This is a genomic window from Rouxiella aceris, assembly GCF_012933545.1.
In the GTDB taxonomy this organism is placed as follows: Bacteria; Pseudomonadota; Gammaproteobacteria; order Enterobacterales; family Enterobacteriaceae; genus Rouxiella; species Rouxiella aceris.
Window position 1 is genome coordinate 268,664 of the sequence record NZ_JAADJU010000001.1, and the last position, 18,778, is coordinate 287,441.

14 protein-coding genes are annotated in these 18,778 nt (G+C 52.3%); 8 read left to right on the forward strand and 6 right to left on the reverse strand.

Annotated elements, in window-relative coordinates:
* Positions 1 to 122 precede the first annotated feature (122 nt).
* The 6 genes from pgk to speA all read right to left on the reverse strand — a co-directional run bounded on the left by pgk (position 123) and on the right by speA (position 10,215).
* Entirely contained in the window at positions 123 to 1,286 is a 1,164-nt protein-coding gene (pgk, locus tag GW590_RS01215; protein ID WP_169401198.1) for a phosphoglycerate kinase, read from the reverse strand.
* Positions 1,287 to 1,355: 69 nt separating this feature from the next.
* Positions 1,356 to 2,372 carry an erythrose-4-phosphate dehydrogenase gene (gene epd, locus GW590_RS01220; RefSeq protein ID WP_169401199.1) on the reverse strand — a complete coding sequence of 339 codons (1,017 nt, stop codon included), beginning with the start codon at positions 2,370 to 2,372 and terminating at the stop codon, positions 1,356 to 1,358.
* 536 nt (positions 2,373 to 2,908) lie between these two features.
* The gene (locus tag GW590_RS01225; protein ID WP_169401200.1) at positions 2,909 to 3,106 is read right to left on the reverse strand and encodes a hypothetical protein; all 198 of its coding nucleotides are present in this window, start codon (positions 3,104 to 3,106) and stop codon (positions 2,909 to 2,911) included.
* 1,541 nt (positions 3,107 to 4,647) lie between these two features.
* Entirely contained in the window at positions 4,648 to 6,639 is a 1,992-nt protein-coding gene (gene tkt, locus GW590_RS01230) for a transketolase (RefSeq protein ID WP_169401201.1), read from the reverse strand.
* 453 nt (positions 6,640 to 7,092) lie between these two features.
* Positions 7,093 to 8,019 carry an agmatinase gene (gene speB, locus GW590_RS01235; protein WP_169401202.1) on the reverse strand — a complete coding sequence of 309 codons (927 nt, stop codon included), beginning with the start codon at positions 8,017 to 8,019 and terminating at the stop codon, positions 7,093 to 7,095.
* 216 nt (positions 8,020 to 8,235) lie between these two features.
* On the reverse strand, positions 8,236 to 10,215 hold the full coding sequence (gene speA, locus GW590_RS01240; RefSeq protein WP_169401203.1) for a biosynthetic arginine decarboxylase: 1,980 nt from the start codon (positions 10,213 to 10,215) through the stop codon (positions 8,236 to 8,238).
* 982 nt (positions 10,216 to 11,197) lie between these two features.
* Between speA and metK the strand changes: the two genes are divergently transcribed.
* From metK to ruvX, 8 genes are all read left to right on the forward strand, one after another.
* Positions 11,198 to 12,352: a methionine adenosyltransferase gene (metK, locus tag GW590_RS01245; protein ID WP_169401204.1), complete on the forward strand. Its 1,155-nt coding sequence runs from the start codon at positions 11,198 to 11,200 to the stop codon at positions 12,350 to 12,352.
* Between the two features lie 361 nt (positions 12,353 to 12,713).
* Positions 12,714 to 14,111 (forward strand): sugar porter family MFS transporter, encoded by a 1,398-nt coding sequence (locus GW590_RS01250; protein ID WP_169401205.1) that lies wholly within the window; start codon positions 12,714 to 12,716, stop codon positions 14,109 to 14,111.
* Positions 14,112 to 14,539: 428 nt separating this feature from the next.
* A complete protein-coding gene (locus tag GW590_RS01255) occupies positions 14,540 to 15,052 on the forward strand; it encodes a SprT family zinc-dependent metalloprotease (RefSeq protein WP_169401206.1) in 513 nt (170 codons plus the stop codon).
* 91 nt (positions 15,053 to 15,143) lie between these two features.
* A complete protein-coding gene (gene endA / locus GW590_RS01260) occupies positions 15,144 to 15,860 on the forward strand; it encodes a deoxyribonuclease I (protein WP_169401207.1) in 717 nt (238 codons plus the stop codon).
* 74 nt (positions 15,861 to 15,934) lie between these two features.
* The gene (rsmE, locus tag GW590_RS01265; protein WP_169401208.1) at positions 15,935 to 16,666 is read left to right on the forward strand and encodes a 16S rRNA (uracil(1498)-N(3))-methyltransferase; all 732 of its coding nucleotides are present in this window, start codon (positions 15,935 to 15,937) and stop codon (positions 16,664 to 16,666) included.
* 23 nt (positions 16,667 to 16,689) lie between these two features.
* The gene (gshB, locus tag GW590_RS01270; protein WP_169401209.1) at positions 16,690 to 17,643 is read left to right on the forward strand and encodes a glutathione synthase; all 954 of its coding nucleotides are present in this window, start codon (positions 16,690 to 16,692) and stop codon (positions 17,641 to 17,643) included.
* 132 nt (positions 17,644 to 17,775) lie between these two features.
* Positions 17,776 to 18,339 (forward strand): YqgE/AlgH family protein, encoded by a 564-nt coding sequence (locus tag GW590_RS01275; RefSeq protein ID WP_169401210.1) that lies wholly within the window; start codon positions 17,776 to 17,778, stop codon positions 18,337 to 18,339.
* Positions 18,339 to 18,770, forward strand: coding sequence for a Holliday junction resolvase RuvX (gene ruvX, locus GW590_RS01280; RefSeq protein ID WP_169401211.1), 432 nt, complete (start codon positions 18,339 to 18,341; stop codon positions 18,768 to 18,770). The genes GW590_RS01275 and ruvX overlap by 1 nt, the downstream gene beginning before the upstream one ends.
* Positions 18,771 to 18,778 lie beyond the last annotated feature (8 nt).

The following is an 18,778-nucleotide window of genomic DNA, read 5'->3' on the forward strand; positions in this document are numbered from 1 at the left end:
GCGGTAGATGGAGTGAATTCGGTTTACCATTTCGCCTGAGCCCACCACGATGCCCGTGTTGCGAAATAGCGTGAGCAGATGGTGGCTACCTTGCGGTATGGCCTCTCATCTGCTCAGAGTCATTACTTCTTGGCACGCTCTTCCAGCATCACAACTGCTGGCAACTGTTTCCCTTCAACGAACTCGAGGAATGCACCGCCGCCAGTAGAGATATAGGAAATTTTATCAGCAATACCGAACAGATCGATTGCTGCTAAAGTGTCGCCGCCGCCAGCGATAGAGAATGCATCGCTATCAGCAATGGCCTGCGCCACAATTTCGGTTCCTTTACGGAAATTCGGGAACTCGAACACGCCAACCGGACCATTCCACAGAATGGTTTTGGCGTTTTTCAGGATTTCGGCCAGACGATATGCAGACTCGTCGCCCAGATCCAGAATTTGTTCTTCGTCTTTGATGTCATTGACGGATTTCAGAGTAGCTGCTGCAGTTTCAGAGAACTCGGTGGCAACACGCACGTCAGTCGGGACCGGGATATCACAGGTTTCCAGCAGTTTCTTGGCAGTATCTACCAGGTCAGCTTCGTACAGTGATTTACCGACGTTATGGCCTTGAGCGGCAACGAAGGTGTTGGCAATACCACCACCAACAATCAGCTGGTCAGCAATTTTAGACAGAGAATCCAGCACGGTCAGTTTGGTAGACACTTTAGAGCCACCAACGATAGCTACCATCGGACGAGCCGGGTTACCCAGTGCTTTACCCAGTGCTTCCAGTTCTGCTGACAGCAGTGGACCGGCACAAGCGATAGGAGCAAATTTGCCTACGCCGTGAGTAGAAGCCTGCGCACGGTGTGCGGTACCGAAAGCATCCATAACAAACACGTCGCACAGGGCGGCATATTTTTTGGACAGCGCTTCGTCATCTTTCTTTTCGCCTTTGTTAAAGCGAACGTTTTCCAGCACAACCAACTCACCTTCGGCAACATCAACGCCATCAAGGTAATCTTTTGCCAGACGAACTTTAGAGCCCAGTTTGTCTTTCAGGTAGTTGACTACCGGCAGCAGAGAAAACTCTTCGTTATATTCGCCTTCAGTCGGGCGACCCAGATGGGAGGTAACCATAACGCGCGCACCTTGTTTCAGGGCGGTTTCAATGGTTGGTAATGAAGCACGGATACGTGCGTCAGAGGTAACTTTACCCTCTTTAACCGGCACGTTAAGATCCGCACGGATCAATACACGCTTACCTGCTAAATCCAGATCGCTCATCTTAATTACAGACATGGTGAATCCTCTCGTTGATTCTCTTTAAAGTTGCTTGAGGGCAGACCAACCGTTGGTTGATTTACCTTGCTAGAAACCGCTTGCGGACATTGCCAATGTGGTATCAAGCATCCTGTTGGCAAAGCCCCACTCATTATCACACCAGACCAGCGTCTTAATCAGGTGTTGCCCACTGACCCGCGTTTGCGTGCCATCGACAATGGCGCTGTGCGGGTCATGGTTAAAATCAGTTGAAACTAATGGTAGTTCGGTATAGTCAACAATACCACGAAAAGCACCATTCGATGCCTTTTGCAGCAGTTGGTTAACCTGCGTCACGTTAACGTTGCCGCTAACAAAAACGCTTAAATCAATGGCCGTGACGTTAATGGTCGGCACGCGCACCGAGATCGCCTCAAAGCGATCGCAAAACTTGGGCATGATACGGCTAATGCCCGCTGCCAGCTTGGTATCAACCGGAATAATAGACTGGCTGGCAGCGCGGGTACGACGCAGATCCGGGTGATAGGCGTCAATCACTGGCTGGTCATGCATCGCAGAATGAATAGTGGTTACGGTGCCGGACTCAATCTCGAAGGCGTCATCCAGCAGCTTAATAATAGGAATAATACAGTTGGTAGTACAAGAGGCGTTGGAAACAATGCGATGCTGGCGCTGCAGCAATTGATGGTTTACGCCGTAGACCACGGTAGCATCAAGGTCGGCACCACCGGGGTGGGCAAACAGGATTTTTTTGGCGCCCGCAGCAAGCTGTGCTTCGCCATCGGCGCGGCTACCGTAGACGCCGGTACAATCGAGCACCACATCAACGCTTAATTCGCCCCAGGGTAACAGGCTGGCATCCCGTTGATGCAACAGGCGGATGCTATCGTCGCCAACGTAAAGCACTTCGGCTTCCTGACGCACATCCCAGGAGAAGCGGCCATGGCTGGAGTCGTATTTCAACAAGTGCGCCATCCCTTCCGGGCTGGCCAGCTCATTGATTGCCACGACGCTGATTTCTGCACGGCGACCGGATTCGTATAATGCGCGCAATACGCTACGGCCAATGCGACCAAAGCCATTAATTGCGATACGTATTGGCATACTTCTCCCTGTTACACGGTTGTTACCTAATTATGATAACCCTATAGTAATGCAGTGCGCCTTTGCGGTGAATCACCCTTGCCGCCAAATAAGGGGAAAATGGCAATCAAACCGCGAACCAACTTAAACACGTTTGCGTCTGGCCTGCGACGTTCGCCAAAATAACCACAACTGAAACGGTTCAGCCGAGCATAAACCAAACTTGATACAAAGGAAATATTTCGCCGTATTTTGGTTCATTTCCTTTGTTGTTTGCTGAAAAAACCAGCAACCGGCAAGGAGTGATTTACCTTTTGGCCGAGATATTTGCCGAGCTGCGGCTTTTTCGACAAGAAAAATGGCCTTATCGACGTCGGTTTGATCGGCGAGGTTATTGTAGTGGAACCACTATTTGGGGGGATTGACCTGCGTCATAAGCTTTTATTTTTGTTTAAGGACAACTTCAACTTCAAGGTCAACTGCATTCGCTGCGCTCACTGGGCGGCGGCCCAGAGCGCCTCTATCACTTAAGTGGCAATTTTTACTTAAAAGTCAATTTACTCCGAGCAAAAGGTTTCGGTTTTAACTGCAAATTTGCTTTTAACTTCAAGGTCAACGTCAACTGCATTCGCTACGCTCACTGGGCGGCGGCCCAGACCGCCCAAAGGAGGCGAAGGCGCGCCTCCTTTGGAATCCTGCGCCTTGTCCAAATTGAACAGTGTCGTGCCCTCGGTTTGAGTTCTTTCCAGTGACATCTGCGTGTGGCCTAAACCACGCCGCTTCGCGGTCCCTTCACTCGGTCGCGAGCCAAAAGCGTCTCGCTCCACGTCGCTCAGCGTAGGTTTTGAATCGGCCAGGAAACATTTAAAGCAAAACCGGCAACATCGAAGGTCAACTGCGAAAGACAAAAAGACAAAAAGACAAAAAGACAAAAAGACAAAAAATCTTTGTCTGAAACGGCACGGTGTAGATAGTTTGCTGGCACATTCAGAGACGGCGCCGCGCGAAGCGGAGGGAGACGTTTTTGGCTCCCGACCGAGCAAGGGGACTGCGCAGCAGCGCGGCTCGTGCCACGCTCGGAGTCACTGAAACATAGCTGGTAATAGGCAGCAGACGCATCAACAACACCAAAAGGCCCAGGATTGTTAAGGAGCGGGCCAGCGCTCCTTAACTCGGTTCAGCACATAAGCTTTTATTTTTGTTTAAGGACAACGTCAACTTCAAGGTCAAGGGCATTCGCTGCGCTCACTGGGCAGCGGCCCAGACCGCCCAAAGGAGGCGAAGGCGCGCCTCCTTTGGAATCCTGCGCCTTGTCCAAATTGATAAGTGTCGTGCCCTCGGTTGTAGTTCTTTCCAGTGACTTCTGAGTGTGGCCTAAACCACGCCGCTGCGCGGTCCCTTCACTCGGTCGCGAGCCAAAAGCGTCTCGCTCCACGTCGCTCAGCGTAGGTTTTGAATCGGCCAGGAAACATTTACGGCAAAACCGGCAACATTAAAGGTCAAAGGCGAAAGATAAAAAGATAAAAAGATAAAAAGTTTGCCGCTGAAACGGCACGGTGTGCATAGTTGGCTGGCACATTCAGAGACGGCGCCGCGCGAAGCGGAGGGAGACGTTTTTGGCTCCCGACCGAGCAAGGGGACTGCGCAGCAGCGCGGCTCGTGCCACGCTGGGAGTGACTGAAACATAGCCGGTAATAGGCAGCAGACGAATAAACAACACCAAAAGGCCCAGGATTGTTAAGGAGCGGGCCAGCGCTCCTTAACTCGGTTCAGCACAGCAGGTTAAGTGGCCACCGCAATTATAAAACCGAAACAACTCCTCATAGCCAATTGACTTTTAAGCCAACAAATTGTCATTTAAGCCAAACCGACACGGTTTACATAGCTAGTTGGCACATTCAGAGACGGCGCCGCGCGAAGTGGAGGGAGACGTTTTTGGCTCCCGACCGAGCAAGGGGACTGCGCAGCAGCGCGGCTCGTGCCACGCTGGGGGTAACTGAAACATAGCCGGTAATAGGCAGCAGACGAATCAAAGACACCAAAAGGCCCAGGATTGTTAAGGAGCGGGCCAGCGCTCCTTAACTCGGTTCGGCACAGCGGGTTAAGTTGCCACTGCTATTATAAAACCGAAACAGCTCCTCTAAAGCCAATTGGTTTTAAAATGAGAAATTGCCTTTTAAGCCCAAAATTGACATTTAAGCAAAAAAAACGACTCCGATTTTCACCAGAGTCGCTTGCTTGCCATACGCCCCAGCCAGCAGTCTTTAAAAGCACCCGGCTGTTGCTTTAACAGCTATTACAACAGTGATTGCGCCTTCGCCACCACATTCTCTACCGTAAACCCGAACTCTTTAAACAGCAGCTCTGCCGGTGCCGACTCACCAAAGGTGGTCATCCCGACAATCGCACCGTTCAGGCCAACGTATTTGTACCAGTAATCCGCGATACCCGCTTCCACGGCCACACGCGCGCTGACCGCTTTTGGCAACACAGATTCACGGTAAGCCGCATCCTGCTTGTCAAAGGCGTCGGTACAAGGCATAGAAACTACGCGCACTTTGGTGCCCGCGGCGCTCAGCTTGTCTGCCGCTTCCACGGTGATACCCACTTCGGAACCGGTGGCAATCAGGATAACTTCTGGTGTGCCGTCACAGTCCTTCAGCACATAACCCCCGCGCGCCACGTTGGCCAACTGCTCGGCGGTACGCGGTTGCTGGGTCAGGTTCTGACGAGAGAAAATCAGCGTTACCGGGCCATCGTTACGCTCGATGGCATATTTCCAGGCTATCGCAGACTCAACCTGGTCTGCCGGACGCCAGGTGCTCATATTTGGCGTTACGCGCAGGCTGGCGATTTGTTCTACCGGCTGGTGCGTCGGGCCGTCTTCTCCCAGACCGATAGAGTCATGGGTGTAGACAAATACGTTGCGGATTTTCATCAGCGCCGCCATACGTACGGCGTTGCGGGCATATTCCACAAACATCAGGAAGGTCGCAGAGTACGGCAGGAAGCCACCGTGCAGCGCAATACCGTTGGTGATGGCGGTCATGCCGAATTCGCGCACGCCGTAGTGAATATAGTTGCCTGCCGCATCGTCGCCGAGAGATTTTGAGCCAGACCACATGGTCAGGTTGCTCGGTGCCAGGTCAGCGGAGCCGCCCAGGAATTCCGGCAACAGTTTACCAAAGGCTTCCAGCGCATTTTGTGATGCTTTACGGCTGGCGATATTGGCCGGTTTGGCCTGCAGCTCTTCAATGATTTTCTGTGACTGTGCCTGCCAGTCAGCGGGCAGTTCACCGTTAATGCGACGGCTAAATTCTGCCGCCAGCTCTGGATGAGCTTTGGCATAGGCAGCAAACTTGTCGTTCCACGCCTGCTCTTTCGCCTTACCGGCTTCTTTGGCATCCCACTGCGCGTAAATGTCCTGCGGGATCTCAAAGGCGGCATATTTCCAGCCAAGGGCTTCGCGAGTGGCGGCCACTTCGGCAGCACCCAGTGCAGCACCGTGCGCTTCGTGAGAACCGGCTTTGTTCGGTGAACCGAAACCAATCACGGTTTTGCACATCAGCAGTGACGGTTTGTCAGTAACGCTGCGCGCTTCTTCAATCGCCGCTTTGATGGCATCCGGGTTGTGACCGTCGACGCCGCGCACCACGTGCCAGCCGTAGGCTTCAAAACGTGAAGCGGTATCGTCGGTAAACCAGCCTTCGACATGACCGTCGATAGAAATACCGTTGTCGTCATAAAACGCGGTCAGTTTGCCCAGCTTCATGGTGCCTGCCAGTGAGCAGACTTCATGGGAAATGCCTTCCATCATGCAGCCGTCACCCATAAAGGCGTAGGTGTGATGGTCAACCACATCATGGCCCGGGCGGTTAAACTGCGCGGCCAGCGTGCGTTCGGCAATAGCCATACCCACGGCATTGGCGATACCCTGACCCAGCGGGCCGGTGGTGGTTTCCACACCTGGGGTATAACCATATTCCGGGTGACCCGGAGTCTTGGAGTGCAACTGACGGAAATTTGCCAGCTCGCCAATCGGCAGATCGTAGCCTGTGAGATGCAACAGGCTATAAATCAGCATGGAACCGTGGCCATTTGACAGCACAAAGCGGTCACGATCGGCCCACTGCGGGTTGGTCGGATTATGGTTAAGGTAATCACGCCACAGGACTTCGGCAATATCAGCCATGCCCATAGGGGCACCAGGGTGGCCGGAATTCGCTTTCTGCACGGCATCCATGCTGAGGGCGCGGATCGCGTTCGCAAGCTCTTTACGAGAGGACATGTTCTACTCCAGGTCGGATTAAAAAAGCGGTCGAGAAACTCATTTTCTCAGACTACGTATTAAAACGGCAATCGCTATTACTGCACGTGACGCAGGTCACGAAGCGCATTTTTAAGGTACAGCGTTTTTAGTTATCTCAACTATATCGTCACCGTTGATAAAAACCAATCGTGATGCACGGCTTATAAGGAGATGTTGTTTGTCGGCGGGAGTTATAAAAATAACGAAAACAAAAGGAAACAAAAAAAACAGACCCGCATTGCGGGCCTGTGAGTTTGATGACCAAGTCGTCTTAATGATCGAGATACCCGGGCATAGCACACCTAGGGGCGCTCCGGCGGGCAAGCCCGCTACGACCCCAACGGTGCACTCTCCCTAATAACGGACTTGGTCAGCCGTCTGACCGGCCCGCATTGCGGGCCGGTCTGGCAGAGCATTTTAGGCAGACGCGGTTTACGCGCCCTTTTTATCCGCCTGGACGTACAGCATTTCCAGCGCCAGGGTAGCGGCGGCCAGCGCGGTGATCTCAGACTGATCGTAAGCCGGAGCGACTTCCACAATATCCATGCCGACAATATCCAGATCGAGATTTTTCAGACCGCGTACCAGTTTCAGCGCACGGTCGGTAGTCAGGCCACCAATCACCGGAGTACCGGTACCAGGGGCATGAGCAGGATCCAGACAGTCAATATCAAAGCTCAGATATACCGGCAGATCGCCAACAATCTGCTTCACCTGCGCCAGAATATCGTCAACGGTGCGATCGTTAATCTGCGCCGCATCCAGTACGGTAAAGCCGAGATTTTTGTCAAACTCGGTACGGATGCCAATCTGCACCGAATTCTCAGCGGAGATCAGGCCTTCTTTCGGCGCATGATAGAACATGGTGCCGTGATCGAACTTGCTGCCGTTGGAGTAGGTATCGGTATGGGCATCAAAGTGGATCAGCGCCATTTTGCCAAATTTTCTGGCGTGGGCACGCAGCAGCGGCAGAGTCACAAAATGGTCGCCGCCAAAGGAGAGCATGCGTTTACCGGCCGCCAGCAGCTTATCGGCATGTTCTTCTACATTATTAACCAGGCTCTGGGCATCGCCAAAATCAAACACCACGTCGCCGCAGTCAACAATCTTCAGACGATCGCGCAGATCGAAATCCCACGGCCAACGCTGGCCTTCCCATGCCAGATTAACCGAAACCTGGCGTATAGCCCCCGGGCCAAGGCGTGCCCCGGAACGGCCAGAAGTAGCCATATCAAAAGGAATACCGGTGATCACCCAGTCGGCATCGCTGTCGTAGGGCTGGAAATTCAATGGCAGACGCAGAAAACCAAACGCATTGGAAACCAATGAGTTATCAAATTTATGACCCAAAGTGCTCATAACTAATCCTCTTTTAACCCGCGTGTTTCAAGCCGATAAAAACACGCAGGAATGAATTATAGATGAAAAAAAATCCCTTCCGCGTCGTTAGCCCGACGAGAAAGGGATTGATCACTGCCAGTCAGCAGTTTGCCGCAGCGTAAATCTGCCACGGCGAGCGATGGTGAATTATCGCCAGAATCAGGCGGTTGTTCAAGCCTCACTCAAGGATGGCAATCACTCATCTTCTAAATAAGTGTAGCCATACAGCCCGCTCTCAAACTCTTCGACAAACTGCGCCTGCAGATCGGCATCGAGATCGGTTTCCTTTACCTGATCGCGGAAGCGCGACAGCAGCACATTAGGGTCCAGCTGCACATACTCGAGCATATCGGCCACGGTATCGCCTTCATCAGACTGCTGCACTTCAATGCTGCCGTCAGGGAAGACAAAGACATCCACTGCCGCGGTATCGCCGAACAGGTTATGCATATTGCCGAGAATTTCCTGGTAGGCACCGACCATAAAGAAGCCCAGCGCCGGAGGATTTTCCGGGTCATATGGCGGCATTGGCATGGTAGTCGCCACGCCGTCACCGTCGACATAGTGATCGATAATGCCATCGGAGTCACAGGTGATATCCAGCAGCACCGCGCGGCCTTCCGGCGGTTTGTCCAGACCTTCCAGCGGCAGCACCGGGAACAGCTGATCGATACCCCAGGCATCCGGCATCGACTGAAACAGCGAGAAGTTGACATACAGCTTGTCGGCCATCCGCTCTTGCAGCTCATCGATAATTGGACGGTGTGCGCGGTTGCTGGGATCAAGCTGCTTCTGGATCATATTACAGATATTCAGATACAGCTCTTCGGCCCAGGCGCGCTGAGTCAGATCGAGAATGCCGTGGGCATATTGCGTATGCACATCGTGCAAATCCATCTGGCAATCGTGCAGCCACTCGCGCAGCGAACGACGGTTTTCCGGATCGTGCAGTTCGTTCCAGGTATCCCACATGCTGCACAGCACGCGCGGTGCCTCGTCATCAGGGGCAACAGGTTCGCTGTATTCGTTACGCTCAACGCCGATAACATTGGAAACCAGCACCGTGTGGTGAGCGGTAACCGCACGTCCCGATTCGGTGATCACCGTCGGATGCGGCAGATTGTGCTCATTACAGGCATCGCCAATGCCCCAGATCACGTTGTTGGCATATTCGTTCAGGCCATAGTTTACTGAACAATCGGACTGCGAACGGGTGCCCTCGTAATCGACGCCCAAACCACCGCCGACATCGAAGCATTGGATATTGACGCCAAGCTTATGCAGTTCAACGTAGAAACGCGCGGATTCACGCACACCGGTGGCAATATCACGGATATTTGCCAGTTGGGAACCGAGATGGAAGTGCAGTAACTGCAGGCTTTCCAGACGGCCTGCTTCACGCAGCATCTCAACCAGTTGCAGCACCTGTGCCGCCGCCAGACCAAATTTCGACTTTTCGCCGCCGCTGGATTGCCATTTGCCGGAACCCTGTGAGGACAGACGGGCACGGACACCCAGACGCGGGATGACGTTCAGACGTTCGGCTTCTTCCAGCACCAGTTTAATCTCGGTAATTTTTTCAATCACCAGATAAACCTTGTGACCGAGCTTTTCACCGATCAACGCCAGACGAATATATTCACGGTCTTTATAGCCGTTACAGACGATCACCGAGCGGGTCATACCGGCATGTGCCAGCACCGCCATCAGCTCGGCTTTCGAGCCGGCTTCCAGCCCCAGAGGTTCGCCCGACTCCACCAGGGACTCAATCACCCGGCGATGCTGGTTAACCTTGATCGGATAGACCAGGAAATAATCACCCTCGTAGCCAAAAGATTCACGCGCCCGTTTAAAGGCAGCGTTAATCGAGCGCAGACGGTGTTGTAAAATCTGTGGGAAACAGAACAGCGCCGGCAGACGTTGACCGTCCTGCTCGCGCATATCTTTTACCAGCTGTGCCAGATCGACACGGGCTTCAGGCACGTCAGGATCGGGGCAGACGCTGATATGGCCCAGTTCATTGACGTCATAATAGTTATTGCCCCAATAGGCAACGTTGTAAGTACGCAGCATTTTGCTGGCATCACGGTCGTTCACGGCAACCTCCTGCATGGAGCGTAAAGAAACACTTTCGCCCGCATGTGACGGACGGTGGGACTGCATGTCATCAGACATAGTTAATACCCTTTTCTACACTGACAGCATGGCCAGCCACTATCGCAGTAACAACAAGTGAGAACAACCCGCAGAGGGAGGAGAAACACGGCGCACAGGCCGGTTGCTCAACCTGGTTAACTGGTTGATCACTTATATAATTGTAAATCACGTTGTCGGACTCCGTGAAACGAGTCAGGAGAAACCATAGGCATCGTGCCCCAATGGTTGCAGGCTACATCAATTTTATCGGGGGGATGGCGCTTAGCCGGCCCGTGAATCTTGAGTAGCGCCCAGATGTCGGTAGGCGACCTGTCTCACTGCGGTTAACAGCGATAAATCAGGTGTTGTACTGACCAACTGTTTATAACATCGGATAGATGACAGAAATTTTTCACAATGGTGGGACGCAGAAAATAAACGCCTCTGCTGGGGATGCTGTTGAAATGTAACAAGCGGTAAAAAGTGGGTCATTAAACTAACCACCTCCACAGGTGCCGCGCAAAGCTTGCGGGCAACCAGCCATCAGGCCATAAACAGAACAGTAATTACTGGAATACGCTGTGTTATTCGCCCTATGTTGAAAAATGGCAGCGCGACGCGTTTATACCGATAACCCTGTAAAAATGCAAAATGAAAATCGCCTAAAAGCTGTTTCCAACCGTGAATATCACGTAAATCCGGCATTATAAGAATAAGTACGCAGTAAAAAAGCGCTGGCAATCACCTCGAAATGTGTCCTAAAATAGCCGTCTAGATGTTAATCCATCTATATCCCAAATTATTGATGTTGCAGGAAGGCGATAAGTAAATATGTCCCTCATGGGCTAACATAAGATGGTTACTGAGTTGAGTGAACATCACTTGCGCGACTGTCGCTTAAAGTAAGGCGGATATACTCTGACGAACCGTCAAACGGCTCAGGATGGGCTTCGAATCTGTCCTTTTTTTCAAGCTGCTATGCAGCAGTCTCTAACCCGTCGTATGAAAGGTAAAGAAGATAATGGCTAAACACCTCTTTACGTCCGAATCTGTTTCAGAAGGACATCCAGACAAAATCGCAGACCAAATCTCTGATGCCGTTCTCGACGCGATTTTAGAACAAGATCCAAAAGCGCGCGTAGCGTGCGAGACCTACGTTAAAACCGGTATGGTTTTAGTGGGTGGCGAAGTGACCACCAGCGCCTGGGTAGATATCGAAGAAATCACGCGCAAAACCGTGCGCGAAATTGGTTACGTCAATTCGGAAATGGGCTTCGACGCCAATTCCTGCGCCGTATTGAGCGCCATTGGCAAACAGTCTCCTGATATCAATCAGGGTGTTGACCGCAGCGATCCGCTGGAACAAGGTGCCGGTGACCAGGGTCTGATGTTTGGTTATGCCACCAACGAAACCGAAGTGCTGATGCCTGCTCCCATCACCTATGCTCACCGTCTGGTGCAGCAACAGGCGACAGTGCGTAAATCCGGCGTTCTGCCCTGGCTACGTCCAGATGCCAAAAGCCAGATCACCTTCCAGTATGACAACGGTAAAATCGTCGGTATCGACGCGGTGGTACTCTCCACTCAGCACTCTGATGATGTCAGCCTGAAAGATCTGCAAGAAGCGGTGATGGAAGAGATCATCAAGCCGGTGCTGCCACCTGAATGGCTGAATTCTTCTACCAAATACCACATCAACCCGACCGGCCGTTTTGTTATCGGTGGGCCAATGGGTGACTGCGGTCTGACCGGACGTAAAATCATCGTCGATACTTACGGCGGTATGGCACGTCACGGCGGCGGTGCTTTCTCTGGTAAAGATCCCTCAAAAGTCGACCGTTCTGCAGCTTACGCAGCACGCTATGTAGCAAAAAACATCGTTGCTGCCGGCCTGGCCGACCGCTGTGAGATCCAGGTTTCCTACGCTATCGGCGTGGCTGAACCGACATCCATCATGGTGGAAACCTTCGGTACCGAGAAAATCTCCACCGAACAGCTAACGCTGCTGGTGCGCGAGTTCTTTGACCTGCGCCCTTACGGTCTGATTCAGATGCTGGACCTGCTGCACCCAATCTACAAAGAGACTGCGGCTTATGGTCACTTTGGTCGCGAACATTTCCCTTGGGAAAAAACCGACAAAGCCGCACAGCTGCGCGAAGCTGCTGGCCTGAAATAAGTTTTTCAACTTACTTCCCCATCAACCCTGCCCTTTGCGGCAGGGTTTTTTTTTGCAGTTTATTCCTAAAAATGCAGCAACATGAAAGCGATTACAAACAATAATCCTTTACAAATTAGCAAATTAAAATTACGCAGATTTACACCATAACAAAAATTGATTGATTTGAATCAAGCTATCGACTAAAACTCATCAACGCTAACCCGCGCTCCCAGGCACTATTCTGCAAAAGCTCGCCAGTTCTCATTCATCAAAACTGCAATATGTGTAAGCGATTACAACGATGTGATCTGGCGCACTTTTCAACGGTGCAAGGGCAATTAGCATATGAGGCTAAGCAATATTGTCATTTGGAGGCAGGATGAGTAACTCAACGTCATATAAGGCAGGGAAGCGCTCTAACAAGAGTGTCACTTTTTTTGTCTGTTTTCTCGCCGCACTGGCCGGTCTGCTGTTCGGCCTGGATATCGGTGTTATCGCAGGTGCACTTCCGTTTATCAGTCATGATTTCCAGATCACCAGCCACCAGCAAGAGTGGGTGGTCAGTTCAATGATGTTTGGTGCCGCCGTGGGTGCCGTCGGCAGTGGCTGGATGAACTTCCGCATTGGCCGTAAATACAGCCTGATGATTGGTGCGGTGCTGTTTGTTGTCGGTTCACTGTGCTCCGCCTTTGCCCCTGATACGCAGATCCTGCTTATCGCCCGGGTACTGCTCGGCCTGGCGGTGGGTATTGCTTCTTATACCGCGCCGGTTTATCTGTCCGAGATTGCCCCGGAAAAAATTCGCGGCAGTATGATTTCCATGTATCAGCTGATGATCACCATCGGTATTCTGGCGGCCTATCTGTCTGATACCGGCTTTAGCTATAGCGGTTCGTGGCGCTGGATGCTGGGCGTTATCACCATCCCAGCGCTGTTACTGTTGGTCGGGGTATTCTTCCTGCCAGACAGCCCACGCTGGTTAGCCGCCCGCGGCAATGATGACAAGGCCCGTCGCGTACTGGAAAAGCTGCGTGATTCCAGCGAACAGGCGCGTAATGAACTTAATGAAATCCGCGAAAGCCTGAAAATCAAACAGAGCGGCTGGGGGTTATTTACCAATAATAAAAACTTCCGTCGTGCGGTTTACCTCGGCATTCTGTTGCAGGTGATGCAGCAGTTCACCGGTATGAACGTCATTATGTATTACGCACCAAAAATCTTTGGTCTGGCCGGGTTTGCCAGCACCTCAGAACAGATGTGGGGTACAGTGATCGTTGGGCTGGTTAACGTGCTGGCGACCTTTATTGCCATTGGTCTGGTTGACCGTTGGGGCCGCAAACCTACGCTGAAACTGGGCTTCCTGGTCATGGCGATTGGTATGGGTGTGCTCGGTACCATGATGCATATCGGCGTAGAATCCACCGTGGCGAAATACTTCTCCATTGCCATGTTGCTGATGTTTATCATTGGTTTTGCCATGAGTGCCGGTCCGCTGATTTGGGTACTGTGTTCAGAGATCCAGCCGTTGAAAGGCCGTGATTTTGGTATCACCGTTTCCACAGCCACCAACTGGATTGCCAATATGATCGTCGGTGCCACCTTCCTGACCATGCTCGACAGTCTGGGCAACGCCAATACCTTCTGGGTTTATGCCGGGCTGAACGTGGTGTTTATCTTTATTACTATCGCGCTGATCCCGGAAACCAAAAACGTTTCTCTGGAACATATCGAGCGTAATTTGATGAACGGCAAGGCACTGAAGAATATCGGCGAATAACGCGGTGTTCGTTTAAGATCTTCCTGACCCGCCGCAAGGCGGGTGAGTTTGATGACAAAGTCGTCTTGATGATCGAGATACCCGGGCATAGCACACCTAGGGGCGCTCCGGCGGGCAAGCCCGCTACGACCCCAACGGTGCACTCTCCCTAATAACGGACTTTGTCAGCAGTCTGACCCGCCGCAAGGCGGGTTTGTTATTTTTAGCCCGCAGGCTGGACGGGGTTGCAGCTATCCCTCAAATGAATCATCGGCTCCATGCGTTGCTGCAATATCCTGATAACCAAAATATCGAGATCGCGAATACGATAAAAAATCGCTATTGCCTGGGACGAAAAACCACTTTATTTCCGATAACTTACTGGTTCTTGTAACAGCTTGTCGCCATTTTTCTTGCACAGAGCTTGCCGTCAGATTTATGCTTATTTGATGAAAAACACTCGACTTCCCATTGCTCTGCAACAAAGCGTGATGCGCTGTATGCGGGAAAAACTTCAGCTCGCCAATCAGCAACTGGCAACCACCTATCCCGAGCCGGAGATCAACTATCAGCAACGCGGCACCAGCGCGGGTACCGCCTACCTGCAATACTGGCAAATACGCCTCAATGCGGTGCTATTGATCGAAAACCAGCAGGCGTTTATTGACCAGGTGGTGCCGCACGAGCTGGCCCATTTATTGGTCTATCGTCGCTTTGGCCGCGCCGCAGCGCCCCATGGCAAAGAGTGGCGCTGGATGATGGAGTCAGTATTGGGAGTATCCGCCAGCCGTACCCATCAGTTCACCCTCACCTCGGTACAGAGCAAAACCTACCCCTATCTTTGCCAATGCCGCGATCATCAGCTTACCGTGCGTCGCCATAATAAAGTGATGCGCAAGGAAGCCGAGTATCGCTGTAGTCACTGCGGCGAATTGTTACGCTTTAAAACCGGCCAAGGCTGACTCTGGCGGCAAAACATATCAGGGGTCTGATTGCGAAAGCAGAAAAGTTGCATTACCCTGCCTGCTTTTGGTTATCAGGCTGTTTTGGAATATGTCTCGCAAAATTTTGTGGTTGTTACCGGTTATTGCCATTACCTCGTTCAACGCCCTCAGTACGTCGTTTGATCCCATCAAAATTAATAACTTCAGTCAGGCCAAAGCCGCCGCAGTAAAGATTAATTATGATGCGCCCACCTTTTATTGCGGTTGCACAGTTAGCTGGCAAGGTAAAAAAGGCACCCCCGATCTGCAATCTTGTGGTTATCAGCCGCGCAAGAACGCGCAACGAGCGGCACGTATTGAATGGGAACACGTAGTGCCCGCCTGGCAGTTTGGCCACCAGCGTCAGTGCTGGCAAAATGGCGGCCGGAAAAATTGCGCCAAAGATGCCAGTTACCGCAAGATGGAGACCGATTTGCACAATTTGCAACCGGCCATTGGCGAAGTCAACGGCGACAGAAACAACTTTATGTACAGTCAATGGAATGGACCCGCAGAGCAATACGGGCGCTGTGAAATGAAAATAGACTTTAAAAATCAGTTGGCCGAGCCACCGGCACGGGCACGCGGTGCTATTGCCCGCACCTATTTTTATATGCGCGATCGCTACCAGTTAACGCTTTCGAGCCAGCAGACTCAGCTGTTTAACGCCTGGGATCGCCTCTATCCGGTCACGCCCTGGGAGTGCGAACGTGACAAGCGCATCGCCGCCGTACAAGGCAATCATAACAACTATGTTCAGCAGGCTTGCCAGCGGGGAAACAGCTAACCTACTATATCCAAAATAAATTGCGTAACATCCGTCCCCCGCTAATCTGACCTGAAGAAAGGACCACACCTGACATGCGAATTCCCCGCATTTATCATCCTGAGCCGCTGCACGCCAATAGCGAAATCCAGCTCAGTGAAGACGCTGCCAACCATGTCGGCCGCGTCCTGCGTATGCAACCGGGTCAGCAGATCCAGCTGTTTGACGGTTCCAACCAGATTTTTAACGCCAGCCTGGCTCGCGTTGATAAAAAAGGCGTCGCCGCACAGCTGGCTGAAGGTCAGTTGGCAAATAACGAGTCACCTTTAAATCTGCATCTCGGTCAGGTCATCTCTCGCGGCGAAAAAATGGAATTTACTATTCAAAAATCCATTGAGCTGGGGGTTAACACTATTACGCCACTGTTTTCCGAGCGCTGTGGGGTTAAACTGGACGGTGAACGACTGGCCAAAAAGTTGCAACAGTGGCAAAAAATCGCCATTGCCGCCTGCGAACAGTGCGGACGCAATCGTCTGCCGGAAATACGCGCCGCTATGCCGCTGGAACAGTGGTGCGCCGAAAAAGATAATAGTCTCAAGCTGAACCTTCACCCCCGTGCCAGCCACAGTATTAATACGCTGCCGCTGCCGGTAGAACATGTCCGCTTGTTAATCGGCCCGGAAGGCGGCCTTTCCGCCGAAGAAATTGCAATGACCACGGGCTATGGATTTACTGATATCCTGTTGGGACCGCGCGTTTTACGCACAGAAACTACCGCGCTCACCGCTATTACTGCCTTGCAGGTACGTTTTGGCGATCTGGGCTAGAAGCAGGCTCTAAAGGAGAGAAGATGATTAAGCTTGGCATCGTGATGGATCCTATTTCATCCATCAATATCAAGAAAGACACCAGCTTCGCCATGTTGCTGGAAGCTCAGCGCCGCGGCTATGAACTGCACTATATGGAGATGAACTCCCTCTATTTGCGCGGCGGAGAAGGCCGGGCCAATACCCGCAAGCTGGTGGTAAAACAGGATTATGCAGGCTGGTATCAGTTCGGCGACGAACAGGATATCGCGCTACAGGAGCTGGATGTGATCCTGATGCGTAAAGATCCACCGTTTGACACCGAATTTATCTACGCCACCTATATTCTGGAACGTGCAGAAGAACAAGGCACGCTGATCGTCAATAAACCGCAGAGCCTGCGCGACTGTAACGAAAAGCTTTTTACTGCCTGGTTCCCGGAACTTACCCCAGATACGCTGGTAACACGAAATGCCTCACAGCTTAAGGCATTCCACAAGCAATATACTGATGTGATCCTCAAGCCCCTCGACGGCATGGGTGGCGCTTCGATTTTCCGTCTGAAACCCGAAGATGCCAATGTCTCGGTCATTATCGAAACATTGACCGAACACGGTAGCCGCTACTGCATGGCACAAAATTATCTGCCCGCCATTAAAGAAGGCGATAAGCGCGTGTTGGTGATAGACGGCGAGCCAGTACCTTATTGCCTGGCGCGAATTCCAGCGCAGGGGGAAACGCGTGGCAACCTGGCAGCCGGTGGCCGCGGTGAAGCACGACCATTAAGCGAAAGTGACTGGGCGATCGCTCGCACCGTTGCTCCTACGCTGAAAGCAAAAGGGCTGATTTTTGTCGGCCTGGATATAATCGGCGATCGCCTGACCGAGATTAACGTCACCAGCCCCACCTGCGTACGTGAAATCGAAGCCGCATTCCCGGATATTTCCATTACCGGTATGCTGATGGATGCTATTGAAGCTCGTCTGGCAGCACGCTAAGCACAAACCCGCGATGTGAAAGCGGGATATATACCCAGGCAGTCAGGCAACTGGCTGCCGGTAACCTATTGAATAGCCATCGGGCTCTGCCGATGGCGGTTCTTGGAGCCACAGGCTAAGCACCCAAACAACATGAATTTACAGCATCACTTTCTTATTGCCATGCCCGGACTGGAAGAACCTTTGTTCAAACGTTCAGTTGTCTATGTCTGCGAACATAACGAAGACGGTGCCATGGGCCTGGTAATCAACAAACTGGTCGACGATTTCACCGTCAAAAACGTGTTAGATAAGCTGGATATCAATCCAACGCCACGCGACCCGGCGATTAACCTCGACCGCCCGGTATTTTCCGGTGGCCCGCTGGCCGACGATCGCGGATTTATTCTGCATACGCCGCGCAGTGGTTTTGGTTCCAGTATCCAGATCTCCGACCAGACGATGATCACCACCTCAAAAGACGTGCTGGAGACCCTCGGTACCCCGGACCAGCCCAAAGACGTGCTGGTTGCCCTGGGCTATGCTGCCTGGGAACAGGGGCAACTGGAAAAAGAGCTGTTAAATAACAGCTGGCTGACCATCGAAGCCAGCAGCGATATTATTTTCAGAACGCCGATTGCCGAACGCTGGCGCGAAGCGGCCAAAATGATCGGCATTGAAATTAGCCAACTGGCCACCCATGCGGGTCACGCATAATGGGCAATCGCACCTTGTTCGCCTTTGACTTTGGTACCAAGAGTATTGGCCTGGCCATTGGTCAGGAGGTAACGGGTACCGCCCGACCGCTGACCGCCTTCAAAGCACAGGACGGCACCCCCGACTGGCAGCAGATTGAAAAACTGCTAAAAGAGTGGCAACCGGATTTGGTGATCGTTGGCTTGCCGTTAAATATGGACGGTAGCGAACAGCCGCTGACGGCGCGCGCCAAAAAATTTGCCAACCGCCTGCATGGTCGCTTTGGCATCCAGGTAGAGCTGCATGACGAGCGTTTAAGCACCGTCGAAGCGCGGGCCGATCTGTTTGCCCGCGGCGGTTTTCGCGCGCTGGATAAAGGCAGCGTCGATGCCGCCTCGGCGGTGATTATTCTGGAAAGCTGGTTTGAAAATCAGTGGAATAAACCGGCATAAACCGCGTA